The organism is Streptomyces sp. RG80 (assembly GCF_040446465.1).
GTDB lineage: Bacteria > Actinomycetota > Actinomycetes > Streptomycetales > Streptomycetaceae > Streptomyces.
Genome location: NZ_JBEAAJ010000003.1, coordinates 146,097 through 164,100, shown reverse-complemented (window position 1 = coordinate 164,100; position 18,004 = coordinate 146,097). Strand labels below are relative to the sequence as shown.

At 70.3% G+C, this 18,004-nt stretch carries 16 protein-coding genes; 4 read left to right on the top strand and 12 right to left on the bottom strand.

Annotated elements, in window-relative coordinates; genetic code table 11:
• The 3 genes from ABKA17_RS10945 to ABKA17_RS10935 form a co-directional block, all read right to left on the bottom strand.
• Entirely contained in the window at positions 1–1,329 is a 1,329-nt protein-coding gene (locus ABKA17_RS10945; protein WP_353692319.1) for an enolase C-terminal domain-like protein, read from the bottom strand.
• Between the two features lie 63 nt (positions 1,330–1,392).
• Positions 1,393–2,730 (bottom strand): gluconate:H+ symporter, encoded by a 1,338-nt coding sequence (locus ABKA17_RS10940; protein WP_353691756.1) that lies wholly within the window; start codon positions 2,728–2,730, stop codon positions 1,393–1,395.
• A gap of 88 nt (positions 2,731–2,818) precedes the next feature.
• Positions 2,819–3,778 (bottom strand): 5-dehydro-4-deoxyglucarate dehydratase, encoded by a 960-nt coding sequence (locus ABKA17_RS10935; RefSeq protein ID WP_353691755.1) that lies wholly within the window; start codon positions 3,776–3,778, stop codon positions 2,819–2,821.
• Positions 3,779–3,893: 115 nt separating this feature from the next.
• Between ABKA17_RS10935 and ABKA17_RS10930 the strand changes: the two genes are divergently transcribed.
• Together ABKA17_RS10930 and ABKA17_RS10925 are read left to right on the top strand one after the other, a co-directional pair.
• Positions 3,894–4,682 carry an IclR family transcriptional regulator gene (locus ABKA17_RS10930; RefSeq protein WP_353691754.1) on the top strand — a complete coding sequence of 263 codons (789 nt, stop codon included), beginning with the start codon at positions 3,894–3,896 and terminating at the stop codon, positions 4,680–4,682.
• Between the two features lie 152 nt (positions 4,683–4,834).
• Complete coding sequence (locus ABKA17_RS10925) at positions 4,835–5,461, top strand: NAD(P)-dependent oxidoreductase (RefSeq protein WP_353691753.1); 627 nt, start codon at positions 4,835–4,837, stop codon at positions 5,459–5,461.
• On the opposite strand, the gene ABKA17_RS10920 is transcribed toward ABKA17_RS10925, so the two are convergent.
• The 3 genes from ABKA17_RS10920 to ABKA17_RS10910 form a co-directional block, all read right to left on the bottom strand.
• Positions 5,451–6,047, bottom strand: coding sequence for a TetR/AcrR family transcriptional regulator (locus ABKA17_RS10920; protein WP_353691752.1), 597 nt, complete (start codon positions 6,045–6,047; stop codon positions 5,451–5,453). The two genes, ABKA17_RS10925 and ABKA17_RS10920, sit on opposite strands and share 11 nt — an antisense overlap.
• Positions 6,048–6,166: 119 nt before the next feature.
• Complete coding sequence (locus tag ABKA17_RS10915) at positions 6,167–7,495, bottom strand: class I SAM-dependent RNA methyltransferase (protein WP_353691751.1); 1,329 nt, start codon at positions 7,493–7,495, stop codon at positions 6,167–6,169.
• A 78-nt stretch (positions 7,496–7,573) separates the two neighbouring features.
• Positions 7,574–9,622 (bottom strand): APC family permease, encoded by a 2,049-nt coding sequence (locus tag ABKA17_RS10910; protein WP_353691750.1) that lies wholly within the window; start codon positions 9,620–9,622, stop codon positions 7,574–7,576.
• Between the two features lie 383 nt (positions 9,623–10,005).
• On the opposite strand from ABKA17_RS10910, the gene ABKA17_RS10905 reads away from it, so the two are divergent.
• Positions 10,006–10,677 (top strand): potassium channel family protein, encoded by a 672-nt coding sequence (locus ABKA17_RS10905; RefSeq protein WP_353691749.1) that lies wholly within the window; start codon positions 10,006–10,008, stop codon positions 10,675–10,677.
• On the top strand, positions 10,677–11,351 hold the full coding sequence (locus tag ABKA17_RS10900; protein ID WP_353691748.1) for a potassium channel family protein: 675 nt from the start codon (positions 10,677–10,679) through the stop codon (positions 11,349–11,351). Before ABKA17_RS10905 ends, ABKA17_RS10900 begins: the two co-directional genes overlap by 1 nt.
• Positions 11,352–11,414: 63 nt before the next feature.
• On the opposite strand, the gene ABKA17_RS10895 is transcribed toward ABKA17_RS10900, so the two are convergent.
• The 6 genes from ABKA17_RS10895 to ABKA17_RS10870 form a co-directional block, all read right to left on the bottom strand.
• On the bottom strand, positions 11,415–12,179 hold the full coding sequence (locus ABKA17_RS10895) for a DUF3159 domain-containing protein (protein ID WP_353691747.1): 765 nt from the start codon (positions 12,177–12,179) through the stop codon (positions 11,415–11,417).
• A gap of 3 nt (positions 12,180–12,182) precedes the next feature.
• The gene (locus ABKA17_RS10890) at positions 12,183–12,581 is read right to left on the bottom strand and encodes an OB-fold nucleic acid binding domain-containing protein (RefSeq protein ID WP_353691746.1); all 399 of its coding nucleotides are present in this window, start codon (positions 12,579–12,581) and stop codon (positions 12,183–12,185) included.
• A 45-nt stretch (positions 12,582–12,626) separates the two neighbouring features.
• Complete coding sequence (locus ABKA17_RS10885; protein ID WP_353691745.1) at positions 12,627–13,313, bottom strand: response regulator; 687 nt, start codon at positions 13,311–13,313, stop codon at positions 12,627–12,629.
• Positions 13,310–15,853: an ATP-binding protein gene (locus ABKA17_RS10880; protein ID WP_353691744.1), complete on the bottom strand. Its 2,544-nt coding sequence runs from the start codon at positions 15,851–15,853 to the stop codon at positions 13,310–13,312. The genes ABKA17_RS10885 and ABKA17_RS10880 overlap by 4 nt, the downstream gene beginning before the upstream one ends.
• A gap of 142 nt (positions 15,854–15,995) precedes the next feature.
• Positions 15,996–16,688 carry an ABC transporter ATP-binding protein gene (locus tag ABKA17_RS10875; RefSeq protein WP_353691743.1) on the bottom strand — a complete coding sequence of 231 codons (693 nt, stop codon included), beginning with the start codon at positions 16,686–16,688 and terminating at the stop codon, positions 15,996–15,998.
• A gap of 71 nt (positions 16,689–16,759) precedes the next feature.
• Entirely contained in the window at positions 16,760–17,935 is a 1,176-nt protein-coding gene (locus tag ABKA17_RS10870) for an alginate lyase family protein (protein ID WP_353691742.1), read from the bottom strand.
• Positions 17,936–18,004 lie beyond the last annotated feature (69 nt).

Sequence of the window (18,004 nt, the reverse complement as noted above, 5' to 3'; positions counted from 1 at the left end):
CTATCGCACGAGGCACGGCCGCTTGTTGTCGAACTCCCAGCCGGGGACGAGGTATTGCATGGTGACGGCGTCGTCACGGCCCCCCAGCGCCTTCCGCTGGTACAGCTCGTGCGCCGCGAGGAGCCGGTCCATGTCGAGCTCGACGCCCAGACCCGGCGCGTCGGGCACGGCGATCTCGCCGCCGACGATACGGGGCGGGTTCACGGTGAGCCGTTCCAGGCCCTCCTGCCAGATCCAGTGCGTGTCCAGGGCGTTGTACTCGCCGGGGGCCGCGGCACCGCAGTGGGTGACCATCGCCAGGGAGATGTCGAAGTGGTTGTTGGAGTGGCAACCCCAGGTCAGCCCCATCGCGTTGCACAGCTGCGCCACCCGCACCGAGCCCTGCATGGTCCAGAAGTGCGGGTCGGCCAGCGGGATGGAGACCGACTGAAGGGCCAGGGCATGGGTCATCTGACGCCAGTCCGTGGCGATCATGTTGGTCGCGGTGGGCAGCCCGGTGGCGCGGCGGAACTCGGCGAGGATCTCCCGCCCGGAGTAGCCGCCCTCGGCCCCGCAGGGGTCCTCCGCGTACGCGAGCGTGTCGCCCAGCGGACGGCACAGCTCGATAGCCTCCGCCAGTGACCAGGCGCCGTTCGGGTCGAGCGTGATGCGGGCCTCGGGGAAGCGGCTCTTGAGGGCGCGTACGGCCTTGACCTCCTCGGCGCCCGCCAGGACCCCGCCCTTGAGCTTGAAGTCCCGGAAGCCGTACAGGTCGTAGGCCGCCTCGGCCTGCCGGACGATCGCCTCCGGCGTGAGGGCCTCCTCGTGCCGGATCCGGTACCAGTCCACCGGGGAGTCGGGTTCCCGGACGTACTCCAGATCGGTGCGGTCCGGGTCACCGACGTAGAAGAGGTAGCCCAACACCCGGACCGAGTCGCGCTGTTGGCCGTCACCGAGCAGGGCCGCCACGGGCACGTCGAGGTGCTGCCCGAGCAGGTCGAGCAGGGCCGATTCGACGGCCGTGACCGCGTGGACGGTGGTGCGCAGGTCGAAGGTCTGGGCGCCGCGGCCGCCCGAGTCGCGGTCGGCGAACCGGTCGCCGATCTCGCGCAGCACCCGCTTGTAGTCGCCCACCTTGGCCCCGACGACCGACGACTCGGCGTCCCGCAATGTCCGTGTGATCTTCTCCCCGCCGGGCACCTCCCCCAGCCCGGTCCGTCCCTCGGAGTCGGTGAGGACGACGATGTTGCGGGTGAAGTAGGGGCCGTGCGCGCCGGAGAGGTTCAGCTCCATGCTGTCCCGGCCGGCGACGGGGTAGACGGCGAACGCCGTGACGGTCGGCTGTCCGATGCTCATCGGGGGCCCTTCCGGGGTGAGGTGGGGGTTCTTCGGAGAGAGTGCGGTGGGGGTTCTTCAGAGGCTGAGGGCGTCGAGGATCTGTTCGGCGATCAGGACACCGCCGAGGCCGAGTATCGCGAGGACGGTCGTGTAGCTCGTACGGACCTTGATCGCTTCGATGACGGAGAGGTTGAAGTACTCCTTGAACAGCCAGAATCCCGGGTCGTTGACGTGGGAGAAGGCGATGGAGCCGCAGGCGACGGCGAGCACCATGATCTCCGGATGGGCTCCGCTGTCCGCGAGCAGGGGCAGCACCACGCCGGACGCGGTGACGACGGCGACGGTCGCCGAGCCGAGCGCGATGCGGAGGATGACGGCGACGAGCCAGGCCAGGATGATCGGCGAGATGGACCAGCTGTCTGTGGCGTCCTTGATGTAGTCGGAGATCCCGCCCTCGACGAGGACGTTCTTGAACGCCCCGCCCGCGCCGATCACCAGCAGGATCATCGCCATCGCCTTGGCCGCCGAGGTGCAGGAGGCGCCGACCTCCTCCAGGCTGCGGCCGATCCGCGGCCCGAACGCCCAGATCGCCAGGCACAGGGTGAGCAGCAGCGCGATGGGCGCCGAGCCGATGAAGGCGACGAAGTGCAGGAACCCGTTCTCGGTGGAGGTGGCCATGTCGGTCACGGCGGCCGCCACGATGAGCACCACGGGGAACAGCGCCACGAACAGCGACCAGCCCAGACCGGGCATCTCCTCGTCCGTGAACTCCCGCTCGGTGACCAGCCCTTGGGGGATGGTGGGCGTCATCGCCTTGATGAACGGCAGGCGCGGCCAGAGCAGGGCGATGAACACGCCCGCCGGGACGGCGATGAACAGGCCGTAGAACAGGGTCAGTCCGACGGAGGCGTCGAAGGTCGCGGCGACGGCGGTGGGGCCGGGGTGCGGCGGCAGGAAGCTGTGCATCGTCGACAGCGTGATGGACATCGGCAGGCCGACCCACAGCAGCGGCGCCCCGGTGACCCGGACGAGGGTGAACGCGATCGGCACGATGATGATGAACGCGACCTCGTAGAACATGGTCACGCCGATCAGCATCGCGGTGACCACCATCGCCACCTGCACCCAGCGCGGCCCGAAGGCGTCCAGGAGCCTGCCGGCTATGCGCTGGGCGGCGCCCGAGTCACCCATGACGCGGCCGACCATGGCGCCGAGCCCGATGGTGAGCATGGTGTCGCCGATCTGGTCCCCGATGCCCTCGGAGAGGACGTCCGGGACGGTCGCCACCGGTATGCCCTGGACCAGCGCGACACCGACCGCGACGAGCAGCAGCGCCGCGAAGCCGTTGAGCCTCAGTCTGGTCATCAGGAGCAGCAGGACCAGGACACTGATCCCGACCACGAGAAGAGGCATGGCAGTTCTCCTTTGAACTGTCGAGCGTGGGGATGTGGGGAGGGTTGGGGGGAGTGGGGGGCGTGGGGAGGGTGGGGCAACGGGGGTGTCAGACGGGTCGTCGTACGGCGCCGACCAGGCTCAGCCCGTGGTCCAGCACCTTCTCCAGCTCGGCGAGGTCCGCGGGTGACGGGTCGGCGAGCGGGGCGCGTACCGGACCGACCGGGAGGCCGCGGAGCCGGGCGGCCGCCTTGACCAGGGAGACGGCGTATCCGGGGACGCGGTCGCGGAGTTCGACGAGCGGGACGTAGAACTCACGTAGGAGCGTGGTCACGACGGTGTCGTCGCCGTCCTTCAGCGCGGTGAAGAAGGCGTCGGCGATCTCGGGGGCGAAGGCGTGCACGGCGGAGGAGTAGGCGGGCACGCCGACGGTCGCGTAGGCGCGGGCCTGGATCTCGGCGGTGGAGGCGCCGTTGAAGAACAGGAAGCCCTCCGGGGCGGCGAGGGTGAGGCGCTGGAGCCGGTCGAGGTCGCTGTGGCCGTCCTTGAGGCCGATCACTCCCGGGATCCGCGCGATATGCCTCAACGAGGCGGCGGTGAAGGCGACTTGACCGCGCTGATAGGCGATGAGCGGCAGCCGCGTACCCGCCGCGATCCGCTCCAGCTGCCCCACCAGCCCCTCCTGCGGCGCGGCCACCAGATAGTGCGGGAGCACCAGCAGCGCGTCGGCGCCGGCCTCCTCCGCGATCCGCGCGAACCGCAGCGCCTGCGCCCAGCCGTAACCGATCCCCGCGACCACCGGCAGCCGCCCGTCGGCGATCTCGACGGTGGCCGCCACGACCGCGCGGTACTCGTCCTCGTCCAGCGAGAAGAACTCCCCCGTGCCGCAGGCCGGGAAGACGGCGCCGGGTTCGGCGGCCAACCGGTCGGCCAGGTAGGTCCGGTAGGCGTCCAGGTCGAGCCCGCCGTCGTCCCGGAAGCTCGTGAGGGGGAAGGAGAGCACCCCGCCCGCCATGCCGTCCCGGAGCCGCTGAGTGGTCTCGGCGACCTCGGCGCTGATCCCTGTCATGAATCCCATCCCTGTATGCAGATGCTGTCTGCGTATGCAGATGGAGGTTAGGTGGGTGAACGGGCCGGGTCAATGGGTGAACGGTCGTGAATTCGCGCGGAATTACGATGTACGCATGCCGGAGAAGACAGGTGTCCGCGGGGTGAAGTCGGCGGCCAGAACCGTCGCGTTGCTCGAACTGCTCGCGGGACGAGGGGAGCGGCCCTCACGCCTGGACCAGCTCGCGGAGGAGCTGGACGTGCCCCGCAGCAGCATGTACCAGCTGCTCCAGACCCTCGTCGACTGCGGCTGGGTCCGCACCGACGTCACCGGCTCCCTCTACGGCATCGGCATCCGCGCGCTGCTCACCGGCACGAGCTACCTCGACGGCGACCGCCGTATCCGGGTCGTCCGCCCCTACCTCGACGAGGCCTCGGACGCGCTCGGCGAGACGATCCACATGGCCCGGCTCGACGGCCCGGACGTCGTCTACCTCGCCACCCGCGAGTCCCACGAGTACCTGCGCACCATCAGCCGCGTCGGCCGCCGCATCCCCGCCCACGCCGGCGCCCTCGGCAAAGCCCTGCTCGCCGAGCGTCCCGACGCCGAACTACCGCTCCCGGAGGGCCCGTTGACCGCCCTCACGCCCAACACCCACACCACCCGCGCCACCCTCGTCGCCGACCTGGCCCGCATCCGTGAACGCGGCCACTCCATCGACCGCGAGGAGACGGTGCCCGGCATCGCCGGCTTCGGCTTCGCCCTGCGCTACGCCTCCCCGGCCACCGACGCGATCAGCTGCTCGGTCCCGGTGGCCCGCCTCACGCCGGAGCACGAGGCCCGCATCGTCGCCGTGATGCAGGAGATCCGAGCGAAGATCGAAGCCGATCTGCCACCCGTCTCGAGCGTCCCCGACTGGCGCTAGGCGAGCAGGGCGGAAGCCCTTACCCACTTCCCGGAAGGTTGCTAACCGGATAGCTGTCCGGTACGTTTTTCCAGTAGCGGACAGTCGTCCGCTTGCGCCTCGCGTCCCGCCTCGCACGCACGCGCTCGGCTGTAGCGGAAGGTCCCCTCGCCATGAATCTGCTCATCCTCGGCGCGACCGGCCCCACCGGTCGCCACGTCGTCGACCTGGCCCTCCAGTCCGGCGACCGGGTCACCGTCCTCGCCCGCAGGCCGGAGGCGCTGCAAGACCTGGCGGACCAGGTCACCGTGGTCGCCGGCGACGCCACCTCGCAGCGCGATGTCGCGAAGGCCATGGTCGGGCAGGACGCCGTCGTCTCGGCCCTGGGCAGGAGCACCTCCGTACGGGCCGACGACCTGTTCACCCGCGCCTCGGCGGCCGTCATCGGCGCGGCCCAGGAGATGGGGGTCTCCCGCCTGGTCTGGCTGTCGTCGTTCGGCGTGGGTGACACCTTCCGCTCGGCGAGCGCCGTGCAGAAGGTCATGTACCGCACGTTCCTGCGGAACATCTACGCCAACAAGGAGCTCTCCGAGAGGGAGATCCGCTCCAGCGGCCTGGACTGGACGCTGGTCTACCCGACCATGCTGACCAAGGACCCCGCCAAGGGCACCTACCTCGTCGGCGAGCGTCTGCCGATGAAGGGCAACCCGACGATCAGCCGAGCGGACGTCGCGGACTTTCTTTTCAAGGCGGCCCACAGCCCCGAGTGGATCCACCGCGACGCCGTCATCACGGACTGACCGGCCCCCCGTACCCAGGCGCCCCCGCACGCAGTCCGTCCATCACGATCTCCAGGAGCCGGGCGCTCTGGGTCTGCCAGTCCCCGCGGGCATCGATCTGCCAGATGCCCGCGACGGCCAGGACGAAGTCGCCGGACGTCAGCCCCGGGCGGAGGGCGCCCACCTCGTGATTGGCCGCGAGCAGCGCCTCGATCGCCTCGACCACCAGTGCGTAACCCGGCTGGGCCGGACCGTCCGACGTACCGACGATCTGCCGCATCGCGTCCGCCAGACCGGCCTTGGCGACGGCGAAGCGGGCGAGCTGGTCCAGCCAGTCACGCAGCGCCTGATCAGGCGCCCGAGTCTTGAGCAGCTCCGTCGCGGCGTCGGCGAGCTGTTGCGCCTCGTGGCGGTAGACCTCTAGAACGAGCGCCTCACGGTTGGGGAAGTTGCGGTAGAACGTCCCCTGCCCCACCCCCGCCTTCTTGGCGATCAGGCTCAGCGGCACATCCACCGCACGCGACAGCTCGGCCAGCGCCACCTCCAGGATCCGCTCCCGATTGCGCTGCGCGTCCGAGCGCTGGGGCCCGTCGTTTCGGGACTCCACTCCCCCTCCTTCAGGTCGCCCGCACTAGCGGACACCCGTCCGCTTACGCCCAACCATAGCGCCGGAGCGTGAGTTCGGGCCGACACCACTGCGTGCCGCCTGAGAAGCGGTGCGCCAGGTCAGGAGCCCTTGGCGGCAGGCTCAAGGATCGCCACGCACTCCATGTGATGCGTCATCGGAAACAGATCGAACACCCGAAGCGTCCGCACCCGATACCCCCCGTCCCGGAAGTACCCCAGGTCCCGGGCCAACGCCGCCGGATCGCACGCCACGTAGGCGATCCGCCGCGCCCCCAAGCCCGACAGGTGCTCGACCGTCTTGCGCCCCGCCCCCGCGCGCGGCGGGTCCAGGACGATGAGGTCGACCTCGGTGATGCCGGTGCGCGGGAGGACGCTCTCGACCTTGCCCTGCTCGATCCGCACCCGGTCGAAGGCGGCGAGGTTGTGTCGCGCGTCCTCCACCGCCCGCTTGCCGGACTCGATGCCGAGGACCGCGCCCTGGTCGCCGAGCCGGTCGGCGAGGGCGCCCGCGAAGAGGCCGACGCCGCAGTAGAGGTCGAGGGCCATCTCGCCCTTGCGGGGCAGCAGTCCCTGCATGACCGCCGTCACCAGGGTGTCGGCCGCCTTCGGGTGGACCTGCCAGAAGCCGCCGCTGCCCACCCGGTGGGTACGGCCGTCGGCCCGCTCGCGGACGAACGCGCGGCCGTGGACGCGGTGGACGCCACCGTCCTTCTCCTCGACCCGCATGACGGAGACGGGCTTGTCCAGTTCGACCAGAGGCAGCCGGGCGCCCGGGCGGGGCTCCAGGATCACCATCCGGTCCTGCGAGCCCGTCGCCGCGATGGCCTCCACGGACGCCATCCCGGCCCAGTCCCGCTCCTCGATGCCCAGCTCGCTCACGCCCGGCGCCGCGATCATGCAGTGGTCGATCGGCTCGACGTCGTGCGAGCGGTGGCGGCGGAGCCCGGCGTTGCCGTCGGCGTCCACGGCGTACTGCACCCGGGTGCGCCACTGCGGCACCTCACCGGCCGGCAGCTTGTCGCCCTCGGCCGGCATCACCGTGCCGTCCCAGCCGGCCTCCTCGGGCGTGAGCCCCGCGAGCCGCTTGAGCTGCTCGGCGACGACCTCGCCCTTGAGGCGACGCTGGGCGCCCGGCTTGGCGTGCTGCCAGTCGCAGCCACCGCAGCGGCCGGGGCCGGCGAAGGGACAGGGCGCCTCGACGCGGTCCTTGGAGGCCGACAGCACCGACACCGCGTCCGCGCGCAGGAACCGCGCCCCCTCCTCGCCCTCGGTCACCCGCGCGATCACCCGCTCCTCGGGCAGCGCGTGCCGGACGAACAGCACCTGCCCGTCGGAGGTACGGGCGATGCAGTGCCCGCCGTGGGCGACGGGTCCGACCTCGACCTCGAACTCCATCCCCACCAGCGATTTCTTCGGTTCTGCCTGCATGGCGGGGTGACTCCACAACGTCAAGGGGGGAAACGGCCGGACACGGAACGAAAGCGGCCGGGACGACAGCCAACCAGTCTACTTCGGCGTCGACGTCTCCTTCGCCCGCTCCACGGCCGGACCACGCCGCACCGCACCCGGCGCGTTCCAGTCCTGCCGCTTCTTGGCCCGGTTCTTCGCCGCCTCCGAGGACTGGAGCTGGTACGGCACCGAGGTCACCATGACCCCCGGCGTGAACAGCAGCCGGCCCTTGAGCCTGAGCGCGCTCTGGTTGTGCAGCAGATGCTCGTACCAGTGGCCGACCACGTACTCGGGAATGATCACGGACACCGCGTCCCGCGGCGACTCCTTGCGCAGGCTCTTCACGTACTCGATGACCGGCCGCGTGATCTCGCGGTACGGCGAGTCCAGCACCTTCAGCGGTACGTCGATCCCGCGCCGCTCCCACTCCGCGCGCAGCGCCTTGGTCTCCGCCGGGTCGACGTTGACGCTCAGCGCCTCCAGGGTGTCGGAGCGCATCAGCTTGGCGTAGGCCAGGGCCCGCAGGGTCGGCCGGTGGATCTTGGAGATCAGGACGACCGAGTGGACGCGGGAGGGTCGTACGCTGTCGTCGCTCGGGCCCTCGGGGGCCGCGATCTCCTCGGCCACGCGGTCGTAGTGCTTACGGATCGCGGACATGGTCGCGTAGAAGATCACCATGCCGAGCAGGGCGACCCAGGCGCCGTGCGTGAACTTGGTGACCAGGACGACGACCAGCACCAGGCCGGTGAAGAAGGCGCCGAAGGCGTTGATGGCGCGCGAGCGGACCATGTGACGGCGCTTGGTCTCGTCCTTCTCGGTGGCCAGGTGGCGGTTCCAGTGCCGGACCATGCCGGTCTGGCTGAGCGTGAAGGACACGAACACGCCGACGATGTAGAGCTGGATGAGCCGGGTGGAGTCGGCGCCGTAGATCCCGACCAGCAGTCCGGCCGCGCCGGCGAGCAGCACGATGCCGTTGGAGAACGCCAGGCGGTCGCCGCGGGTGTGCAGCTGGCGCGGGAGGTAGCGGTCCTGGGCGAGGATCGAGCCGAGCAGCGGGAAGCCGTTGTAGGCGGTGTTCGCGGCGAGGAACAGCACCAGCGCGGTGGCCGCGGCCAGCACGATGAACAGGAAGCTGCCCTTGCCGAAGACGGCCTCGGCGACCTGGGAGATCACCGGGTTCTGGACGTAGTCGGAGCCGAGCGCGACACCGTCGTGGACCAGGTCGACGGCCGGGTTCTCGGCCATGCGGACCTTGGTCACCATGGCCAGCGCGATGATGCCGCAGAACATGGTGACGGCGAGCAGGCCCATCGCGGCGAGCGTGGTCGCCGCGTTCTTGGACTTCGGCTTGCGGAACGCCGGAACGCCGTTGGAGATGGCCTCGACGCCGGTGAGCGCGGCACAGCCGGAGGAGAAGGCGCGCAGCAGCAGGAAGACCAGGGCGAAGCCGGCCAGGCCCTGGTGTTCGGGCTTGATCTGGTAGTCCGCGGTCGGCGCCCGCATGGTCTCGTCGAGGACCAGGCCGCGGAACGCGCCCCAGGCGATCATGATGAAGACGCCCGCGACGAAGACGTACGTCGGGATCGCGAACAGCGAGCCGGACTCGCGCACGCCGCGCAGGTTCATCAGGGTGAGCAGCACGATCACGCCGATCGCGCAGAGCACCTTGTGCTCGACGACGAAGGGCACCGCGGAGCCGAGGTTCTCGATGCCGGAGGAGATCGACACGGCGACGGTCAGGACGTAGTCGACGAGCAGGGCGCTGGCGACGGTGAGGCCGGCCTTGGGCCCGAGGTTGGTGTTGGCGACCTCGTAGTCGCCGCCGCCGCTCGGGTAGGCGTGGACGTTCTGCCGGTACGAGGCGACCACCGTGAACATCAGCACCACGACCGCGACGGCGATCCAAGGGCTGAAGTGGTACGCCGACACGCCCGCGATGGACAGGACCAGCAGCACCTCGCCGGGAGCGTACGCCACGGAGGACAGCGGGTCGGAGGCGAAGACGGGGAGAGCAATGCGCTTCGGCAGGAGCGTTTCGCCCAGCCGGTCACTGCGCAGTGCGCGCCCGATCAGAATCCGTTTGGGCACGTCGGTCAGTTTGGACACGACTGAACATCGTAGGCGTTCGAACGGGTGCGCAACCACCCGCCACCCCGCTTCTGCCCTCCGGGTGAAAACACGGGGTGCCCCGGCTGCGGATTCCGTGGGGGACCGGATGCGCATGTCTATATGACAAAAACCCGTCTGTCGCCGCCCCTTGGAGGCTCCATGCACGCGACCGCAGAGCTGATCGGCGCCGCCGCCACGCTTGTCGGCCTCGGAATCCTGACGTTGGTGAGCGTCCGCAGCATCAGCCGCCGCTGATCGTCCCGAACCTCGGGACAACCGTGCACAGGGGTGCCGCCGTCCTACCGTGCGTGTGTAGCTTGGGCGACGGTCTGAGACCCTGATGGGGCTGAGCAGTATCTCTTGACACCGGAAGGACGGTCGTGCACATCGTCATCATGGGCTGCGGCAGAGTGGGTTCCGCTCTCGCCCAGACCCTGGAGCAACAGGGGCACACGGTCGCCGTGATCGACCAGGACCCCACCGCCTTCCGACGACTGGGCTCCGGGTTCGGAGGCCGCCGCGTCACCGGGGTCGGCTTCGACCAGGACACCCTGCGCGAGGCGGGCATCGAGGAGGCCGGCGCCTTCGCCGCCGTCTCCAGCGGTGACAACTCCAACATCATCGCGGCCCGCGTGGCCCGCGAGATGTTCGGCATCGAGAACGTCGCGGCCCGGATCTACGACCCCCGCCGGGCCGAGGTCTACCAGCGCCTGGGCATCCCGACCGTGGCCACGGTCCGCTGGACGGCCGACCAGATGCTGCGCCGGCTGCTGCCCTCGGGCGCCGAGCCGCTGTGGCGCGACCCCACCGGCGGTGTCCAGCTGGCCGAGGTGCACACCTCCGCCTCCTGGGTGGGCCAGCGGATCAGCCGGCTCCAGGAGGAGACGGGCGTCCGGGTGGCGTTCCTGACCCGGCTCGGTGAGGCCATCCTGCCCAGCTCGCAGACGGTGCTGCAGGAGGGCGACCTGGTGCACGTGATGATGCGCACCGACGAGGTCGACAAGGTCGAGGCGGCGTTCGCCAAGGGTCCCGAAGAGGAGGGCGGTCACTGATGAGGGTCGCCATTGCCGGTGCCGGCGCGGTCGGCCGCTCGATCGCGGGCGAACTGCTGGAGAACGGCCACGAGGTCCTTCTCATCGACAAGGCGCCGACCGCCATCTCGGTCGAGCGCGTCCCCCAGGCGGAGTGGCTGCTGGCCGACGCCTGCGAGATCACGTCCCTGGACGAGGCGGCGCTCCAGCGCTGCAACGTCGTCATCGCCGCGACCGGCGACGACAAGGTCAACCTGGTCGTCTCCCTGCTCGCGAAGACGGAGTACGGCGTCCCGCGCGTCGTCGCCCGCGTGAACAACCCCAAGAACGAGTGGCTCTTCAACGAGTCCTGGGGCGTGGACGTCGCCGTCTCGACCCCCCGACTGATGTCGGCCCTGGTCGAGGAGGCGGTGAGCGTCGGCGACCTGGTCCGACTGCTGCGCTTCAGCCACGGCGACGCCAACCTCGTCGAGCTGACCCTGCCCGAGGAGTCGGCCCTGGCCGGCACCCAGGTCGGCGACGTCGAGTGGCCGCAGGACACGTCCCTGGTGACGATCATCCGCGGCAACCGGGTCCTGACGCCGACCCAGGACGACTCCCTGGAGGCCGGCGACGAACTCCTCTTCGTGGCCGCCCCGGCCCGCGAGGAGCAGCTGGAGGACCTGCTGTCGGTGCGCCGGGAAGAGGCCTCCTAAGGCGGTACGACGACGGAGGGCGCCCCCGGTCATCGGGGGCGCCCTCCGTCGTCGTAGAGGTGGCTACGCCTCGCGCCGGTGGCGGGCACCGGGGGTCGTCTCGCCGTGCTGCTCCGCGGACAGCGCCGCCTTGCGCTCCTCCTCGGCCTTCTCCGCGGCCTCCATCTCGGCGAACACGTCGATGGGCGCGGGCGCCTTGGCCAGGAAGACCCAGGTCAGCCAGACGGCGAGCAGGAACGGCGGGATCTTCAGGGCGATCAGCACCCAGCCGAGCTGTGTGGTGTCGGCCCACCAGTAGAGCGGGAAGAGGATCGCGCACTTGGCGAGCAGGATCGCGCCCCAGGCGTAACTGGCCTTGGCGTACGCCTTCTTGCGGCCCGGGTTGCGGGTGCGCCAGGAGAGGTTCTCCTTGAAGACCGGGCCGAGGATCAGGCCGATCAGCGGGACCCCGCACAGGGTGGTGATGATGTAGGCCAGGGCCAGGCCCAGCGTGTAGAGCATGCCGGGCAGGTAGAAGTCCTTCGCGTTGCCGGTCATCATCGCGAAGACGACACCGAAGGCCACGCCGAAGACGCCGCTGAAGGCGTGCTTGACGGTGTCCTTCGTCGCCAGGCGGACCACGACCAGGACCACCGACACCGCGAGCGCGGCGATGGCGGACATGTGCAGGTCCTTGTTGATCGTGTAGATCGTGACGAAGAGCAGACCGGGCAGCACCGTCTCGACCATGCCGCGCAGGCCTCCGAAGGCCTCGAACAGCGCGGCCTCGGTCACCGCCCGGGCGTCGTGCTGGTCGGTCTCTTCGGTCGGCTTGTCGAGCGACGTCACCGGCTACTCCCTACCGAGGGGTCTCAGTTCGTACTTCGGGTTGAACAGCACCCGGCGGCCCCGGCTCATCGAGATCCGGCCGGACGCGATCAGCTTGCGCCCCGGCTCGATTCCCACGATCGAGCGCCTGCCGAGCCACACCACGTCCAGGGCGGCGGAGCCGTCGAACAGCTCGGCCTCCAGCGCGGGGACACCGGCTCTCGGGCGCAGCGTGACCGTGCGCAAGGTACCAGTAACGGTCACGATCTGTCGGTCGTGGCAGTCACAGATCTTGATGCAGCCTGCGGTCTCGGCGTCCTCCCGCAACTCCTCCGACTCCAGGTCCTCCTGGGACGAGGAAAGCCGGTCGAGCATGCGCCGAAACCGGCCCACCGGCTTTTCGGAACGCGGAACAGCACTCATATGTGAAGCGTACCGGGGTGCACTGACACCTTCGTACCCGCGGTACTAGCCCTCGAACCGGTAACCCATACCGGGCTCGGTGATGAAGTGCTTCGGATGCGACGGGTCCGCCTCCAGCTTTCTTCTGAGCTGGGCCATGTAGACGCGCAGGTAGTTCGTCTCCGTTCCGTACGACGGCCCCCAGACCTCCTGGAGCAGCTGCTTCTGGCTGACGAGGCGGCCGGTGTTGCGCACCAGCACCTCCAGCAGATGCCACTCCGTGGGGGTCAGCCGCACGTCCTTGCCGCCCCGGTTGACCTTCTTCGCGGCGAGATCGACGGTGAACCCCTCGGTCTCCACCGTCGTCACGTCGTCCTCGCCGGGTCCGACCGGCTCGGCCCGCCGGACCGCCGCCCGCAGCCTGGCCAGCAGCTCGTCCATGCCGAAGGGCTTGGTGACGTAGTCGTCGGCGCCCGCGTCGAGCGCCTCGACCTTCTCGTCGGAGGAGTGCCGGGCGGACAGCACCAGGATCGGCACCCGGGTCCAGCCGCGCAGCCCCCGGATCACCTCGACGCCGTCCATGTCGGGCAGCCCCAGGTCGAGGACCACCACGTCGGGGTGGCGGGCGGCGGCGAGCTCGAGGGCGGTGGCGCCGTCGTGGGCCGCGTCGACCTCGTACTTGCGGGCCTTGAGGTTGATCACGAGGGCGCGCACGATCTGCGGCTCGTCTTCGATCACGAGCACCCGGGTCATGTGACCTGCCTTTCGGGTTGTACGTCGGGTTCCGGCTCGGGGCGCGTCTGCGTCGCCCGGAGCGTCAGCACCATGGTGAGGCCGCCCCCCGGTGTGTCCTCGGCGTTCAGCGTGCCGTTCATCGCCTCGGAGAAGCCGCGGGCCACCGCGAGACCGAGCCCCACCCCGGCACCGCGCGGGGCGTCGCCGTACCGCTGGAAGGGCTCGAAGATACGTTCCTTCGCCTCGTCGGGGACACCGGGACCGCGGTCGACCACCCGGACCTCGACCCGGTCGGCGATGGCGCTGGCGGACACCAGGACGGTCCGGCCGGGCGGGCTGTACTTGACGGCGTTCTCGACCAGGTTGGCCATGGCCCGCTCGAGGAGCCCCGCGTCCACGGCGACCATGGGCAGCGTCTCCGGGATGTCCAGCTCCACGCTGTCCTCGGGCACCCCGCCGAGCGCCATGGGCGCCACCTCGTCGAGGTCGATCTCGCGGATCAGGGGCGTGACGGTGCCGGTCTGGAGCCGGGACATGTCGAGCAGGTTCCCCACCAGGTGGTCGAGCCGGTCGGCGCCCTCCTCGATGCCCTCCAGCAGCTCGGCCTGGTCCTCCTCGGACCACGCCACGTCGTCGGAGCGCAGCGAGGACACGGCCGCCTTGATCCCGGCCAGCGGGGTGCGCAGATCATGGCTGACGGCGGCCAGCAGCGCCGTCCGGATCCGGTTGCCCTCGGCCAGCGTCCGGGCCCGGTCGGCCTCCTCCTGTAGGCGCCGCCGGTCCAGCGCCACGGCGGCCTGCGCGGCGAACGCGGCCAGCACCCGGCGGTCCTCGGCGGGCAGCACCCGGCCGGTCAGGGCCAGCGCCATGTGGTCGCCGACCGGCACCTCCACGTCCGCGTCCTCGGGCCGCTGGACCGAGCGCCCCGGCCCGGCCCGGCCCGCGCAGGTCCACGGCTCGACGTCGCTCACGCGCTCCAGCAGGGCCGCCGACTCCATCGCGAAGGTCTCCCGGACCCGCTCCAGGAGCTCCTCCAGGCCGGTCTCGCCGCGCAGCACGTTGCCGGCGAGGAAGGACAGGATCTCCGACTCGGCCCGCAGCCGGGCCGCCTGATGGGTGCGCCGGGCGGCGAGGTCGACCACGGAGGCGACCGAGACGCCGACGCCGACGAAGATCGCGATGGCGACGATGTTCTTGGGATCGGCGATGGTCCAGTGGTGCAGGGGCGGTGTGTAGAAGTAGTTCAGCAGCAGGGAGCCGACCGCAGCCGAGGCCAGCGCGGGCAGCAGTCCGCCGAGCAGGGCGGCGGCCACCGTCGCGGTCAGGAACAGCAGCATGTCGTTGGCGAGGCCGAGATCGACGGTGTTGAGCAGCAGGGCCATCACCGCCGGGCCGACCACACCGACCGCCCAGCCCCAGATGATCCGGGCCCGGCCGAGCCGCGCGCCCCGGGCGACGGGCAGCCCGCGCCCCTTGGCGACCTCGTCGTGGGTGACGATGTGGACGTCCAGGTCGGGCCCCGAGTCCCGGGCGACCGTGGTGCCGACACCGGGCCCGAAGACGTACTGCCAGGTCTTGCGACGGGACGAGCCGAGGACGATCTGCGTGGCGTTGGCGCCGCGGGCGAAGTCGAGGAGAGCTGCGGGTATGTCGTCGCCGACGACGTGGTGGAAGGTGCCGCCGAGGTCCTCTACGAGGGTGCGCTGGACGGCGAGTTCCTTGGGCGAGGCCGACGTCAGTCCGTCGCTGCGGGCTATGTAGACGGCCAGCACCTCGCCGCCCGCGCCCTTCTCCGCGAGCCGCGCGGCCCGCCGGATCAGCGTCCGCCCCTCCGGCCCGCCGGTCAGTCCGACGACGATCCGCTCCCGCGAGCCCCAGATCCTCGACACCCGGTGCTCGCTGCGGTACTGCTTCAGGTACTCGTCGACCCGGTCCGCGACCCACAGCAGCGCCAGTTCGCGCAGCGCGGTGAGGTTCCCGGGCCGGAAGTAGTTCGACAGGGCCGCATCGACCTTGTCCGGCTGGTAGATGTTGCCGTGCGCCATCCGCCGCCGCAGCGCCTGGGGCGACATGTCGACCAGCTCGATCTGGTCGGCCCGCCGTACGACCTCGTCGGGGACGGTCTCCCGCTGCCGTACGCCGGTGATCGACTCGACGACGTCCCCCAGCGACTCCAGATGCTGGATGTTGACCGTCGAGATCACGTCGATCCCGGCCGCCAGCAGCTCCTCGACGTCCTGCCAGCGCTTGGCGTTGCGGGAGCCGGGGACATTGGTGTGGGCGAGTTCGTCCACCAGGGCGACGGCGGGCGCGCGACGCAGCACGGCGTCCACGTCCATCTCGGTGAAGACGGCGTTCCGGTGGTCCAGCTCCCGGCGCGGGATCTGCTCCAGGCCGTGCAGCATCACCTCGGTGCGCGGCCGGCCGTGGTGCTCCACGAAGGCCACCACACAGTCGGTGCCCCGCTCGACGCGCCGATGCCCCTCGGAGAGCATCGCGTACGTCTTGCCGACGCCCGGTGCCCCACCGAGGTAGATCCGAAGCCTGCCGCGTCCCATGGTTCTCATTGTCTTCCGGTCACTACTGCCTACGCAGCGTCGACCCTACGACCAGCGATCCCGGCAAACGGGCCCGGAACGGCCGCGGGCCCCGTCTTTGACGCAACCCTGACGGCACCCCCCAGCGCGCTGCCCCACCGGCTCAGACCTCGACGATCTCCCCGTCGCCCAGCTCCAGCACCCGGTCGGCCAGATCCAGCAGGGTCGCGTCGTGCGTGGCGACCAACGCGGTGACGTTCTCACTGCGTACGACGGCCCGCAGCAGCTCCATCACGGCGTGCCCGGTCTCCGCGTCGAGCTGGCCGGTCGGCTCGTCGGCGATGAGGAGCGAGGGGTTGTTGGCGAGGGCGCGGGCGATGGCGACCCGCTGCTGCTGGCCGCCGGAGAGCTCGGTGGGCCGCTGTGCCGCGTGGTCGGCGAGGCCCACCAGGGACAGCAGCAGCTCGACCCGCTCCTCACGCTCGCGTGCGTCGGCCCGGCGCAGCCGCATCGGGACGCCGACGTTCTCGGCGGCGGTGAGGATCGGTATCAGCCCGAAGGACTGGAAGACGAAGCCGATGCTGTCCCGGCGCAGGGCGAGCAGCCCGTCCTCGTCGAGCCCGGCCAGGTCGCGCCCGGCGACCTCGATTCGCCCCTCGTCCGGTGTGTCGAGCCCGCCGACGATGTTGAGGAGGGTCGTCTTCCCGGACCCCGACCGCCCCTTGAGGGCGACGAGTTCACCGCGCGGCACCTCCAGGGAGACCCCGCGCAGGGCGTGGACGACTCCGGCGCCACGCCCGAAGGACTTGTGGACGTTCTCGACCCGCACCATGGTCTCGGTGACCACCTGGCTCATGCGTCTCTCCCCCGTGCAGCCGTTGACCGGGCGCCAGTTCACCACGGGGCGCCCGGTCGTTCAACGGTCGGTCAGCTCGGATTGTCCCCGTGGGTGAGGGTCTCCCAGGCGACGAAGAGGTTGTTGCTGCCGGCCGGGCGGTTGCGCTCGGTCAGTGTCTGCGTGTTAGTCATGCCCATGCCAAGCCTGTTGTGCAGGGCGTTGTAGCCGACCTCGGTGACCGGCCCGAGCCCCAGCTTCAGCGATCCCCCGCACAGCCAGCTCGGCACGGCCGTACCCAGCTCGTACTTCGCCTGGAACCCGAGCGCCTGCCGCAGCCGCTCCCCCACGTCGGTGCCGTAGAGGTCCTGCCCCTGGATCCGGCTGGTCTCGGCGATGTGCGAGATCGCGGAGACGCCGTACCCGGTGTGCGTGAAGTCTCGGCAGGTCTCCTGGGTCAGCCCGGTGACGAAGGTGGACTGCCCCTGCCAGTACCTGACGACCTTGTCCCGGGTGTCGAGGTTCTGGCTCGGCACGGTCTTCGGCAGCTCGCCGTCGGAGGCGAGGTAGACATAGGCGGCGGTACGCGTACGGAACTTGGCCATGGCCTTGTCGTAGGACGTCCGGTCCTCCAGGAAGACGGAGATGCCTACGGCGGCCTCCATCATCGACAGCTCCCAATTGCCGTTGGAGTTGGAGCCGTTGATGATCTCGGGCAGGTAGACGTTCCGGAGCATCGTCCCGAAGCGCCCGGAGCCCGCCCAGCCGCCCGGGTACGTGTGCTTGATGATCTCGGCGGCCTTGGGCCAGGAGGAGCCGGCCCAGCCGGTCTGGAGGGGCGCGTTGCTGTTGGTGTGGTCGGTGATCACCGCGGACCAGGCGTCCATCAGCTGGATCGACTTCTTCGCGTAGCGCTCGTCACGGGTGATGTACCAGGCCAGAGCGTGGGTGTACGCGGCTATGGCGTCCTCGCGCTCGTCGGTGCAGCCGTAGTTGGGGTTCGAGTACGAGCCGCACTCGACGACCGCGCGCGGCTTGGGCGTGCGGTTCAGATCGGCGTACCTGCTCGCCATCATCCGGTCGAAGGCGCCCTTCCAGGGCTGGGCGCCGGCGTCGACCTTGCTCCGGGCGAAGTCCAACTGCCCTTTGGAGACGGTGACTCCGGGATGGGCGAAGGTGGCGGGGGCGGTGGGCGCGGCACCGGCGGGCCAGGAGAGGACACCGGCGACGAGGGCGGCGACGGCTGCGAGAAGAGCGGTTCTGCGCATGCGTGGGGGCCTTCCGTTCTCGTATGTGAACGCGAAGCGCCTTTATGAACAGACGCGTTGAGCCGAGAC

What these genes read in the sequence shown, in the direction of transcription:
- ABKA17_RS10940 (WP_353691756.1), bottom strand. Translation starts at nt 2,730, where the DNA reads ATGCCTCTTCTCGTGGTCGGGATCAGTGTCCTGGTCCTGCTGCTCCTG.
- ABKA17_RS10935 (WP_353691755.1), bottom strand. Translation starts at nt 3,778, where the DNA reads ATGACAGGGATCAGCGCCGAGGTCGCCGAGACCACTCAGCGGCTCCGG.
- ABKA17_RS10930 (WP_353691754.1), top strand. Translation starts at nt 3,894, where the DNA reads ATGCCGGAGAAGACAGGTGTCCGCGGGGTGAAGTCGGCGGCCAGAACC.
- ABKA17_RS10925 (WP_353691753.1), top strand. Translation starts at nt 4,835, where the DNA reads ATGAATCTGCTCATCCTCGGCGCGACCGGCCCCACCGGTCGCCACGTC.
- ABKA17_RS10915 (WP_353691751.1), bottom strand. Translation starts at nt 7,495, where the DNA reads ATGCAGGCAGAACCGAAGAAATCGCTGGTGGGGATGGAGTTCGAGGTC.
- ABKA17_RS10900 (WP_353691748.1), top strand. Translation starts at nt 10,677, where the DNA reads ATGAGGGTCGCCATTGCCGGTGCCGGCGCGGTCGGCCGCTCGATCGCG.
- ABKA17_RS10890 (WP_353691746.1), bottom strand. Translation starts at nt 12,581, where the DNA reads ATGAGTGCTGTTCCGCGTTCCGAAAAGCCGGTGGGCCGGTTTCGGCGC.
- ABKA17_RS10885 (WP_353691745.1), bottom strand. Translation starts at nt 13,313, where the DNA reads ATGACCCGGGTGCTCGTGATCGAAGACGAGCCGCAGATCGTGCGCGCC.
- ABKA17_RS10880 (WP_353691744.1), bottom strand. Translation starts at nt 15,853, where the DNA reads ATGGGACGCGGCAGGCTTCGGATCTACCTCGGTGGGGCACCGGGCGTC.
- ABKA17_RS10875 (WP_353691743.1), bottom strand. Translation starts at nt 16,688, where the DNA reads ATGAGCCAGGTGGTCACCGAGACCATGGTGCGGGTCGAGAACGTCCAC.
- ABKA17_RS10870 (WP_353691742.1), bottom strand. Translation starts at nt 17,935, where the DNA reads ATGCGCAGAACCGCTCTTCTCGCAGCCGTCGCCGCCCTCGTCGCCGGT.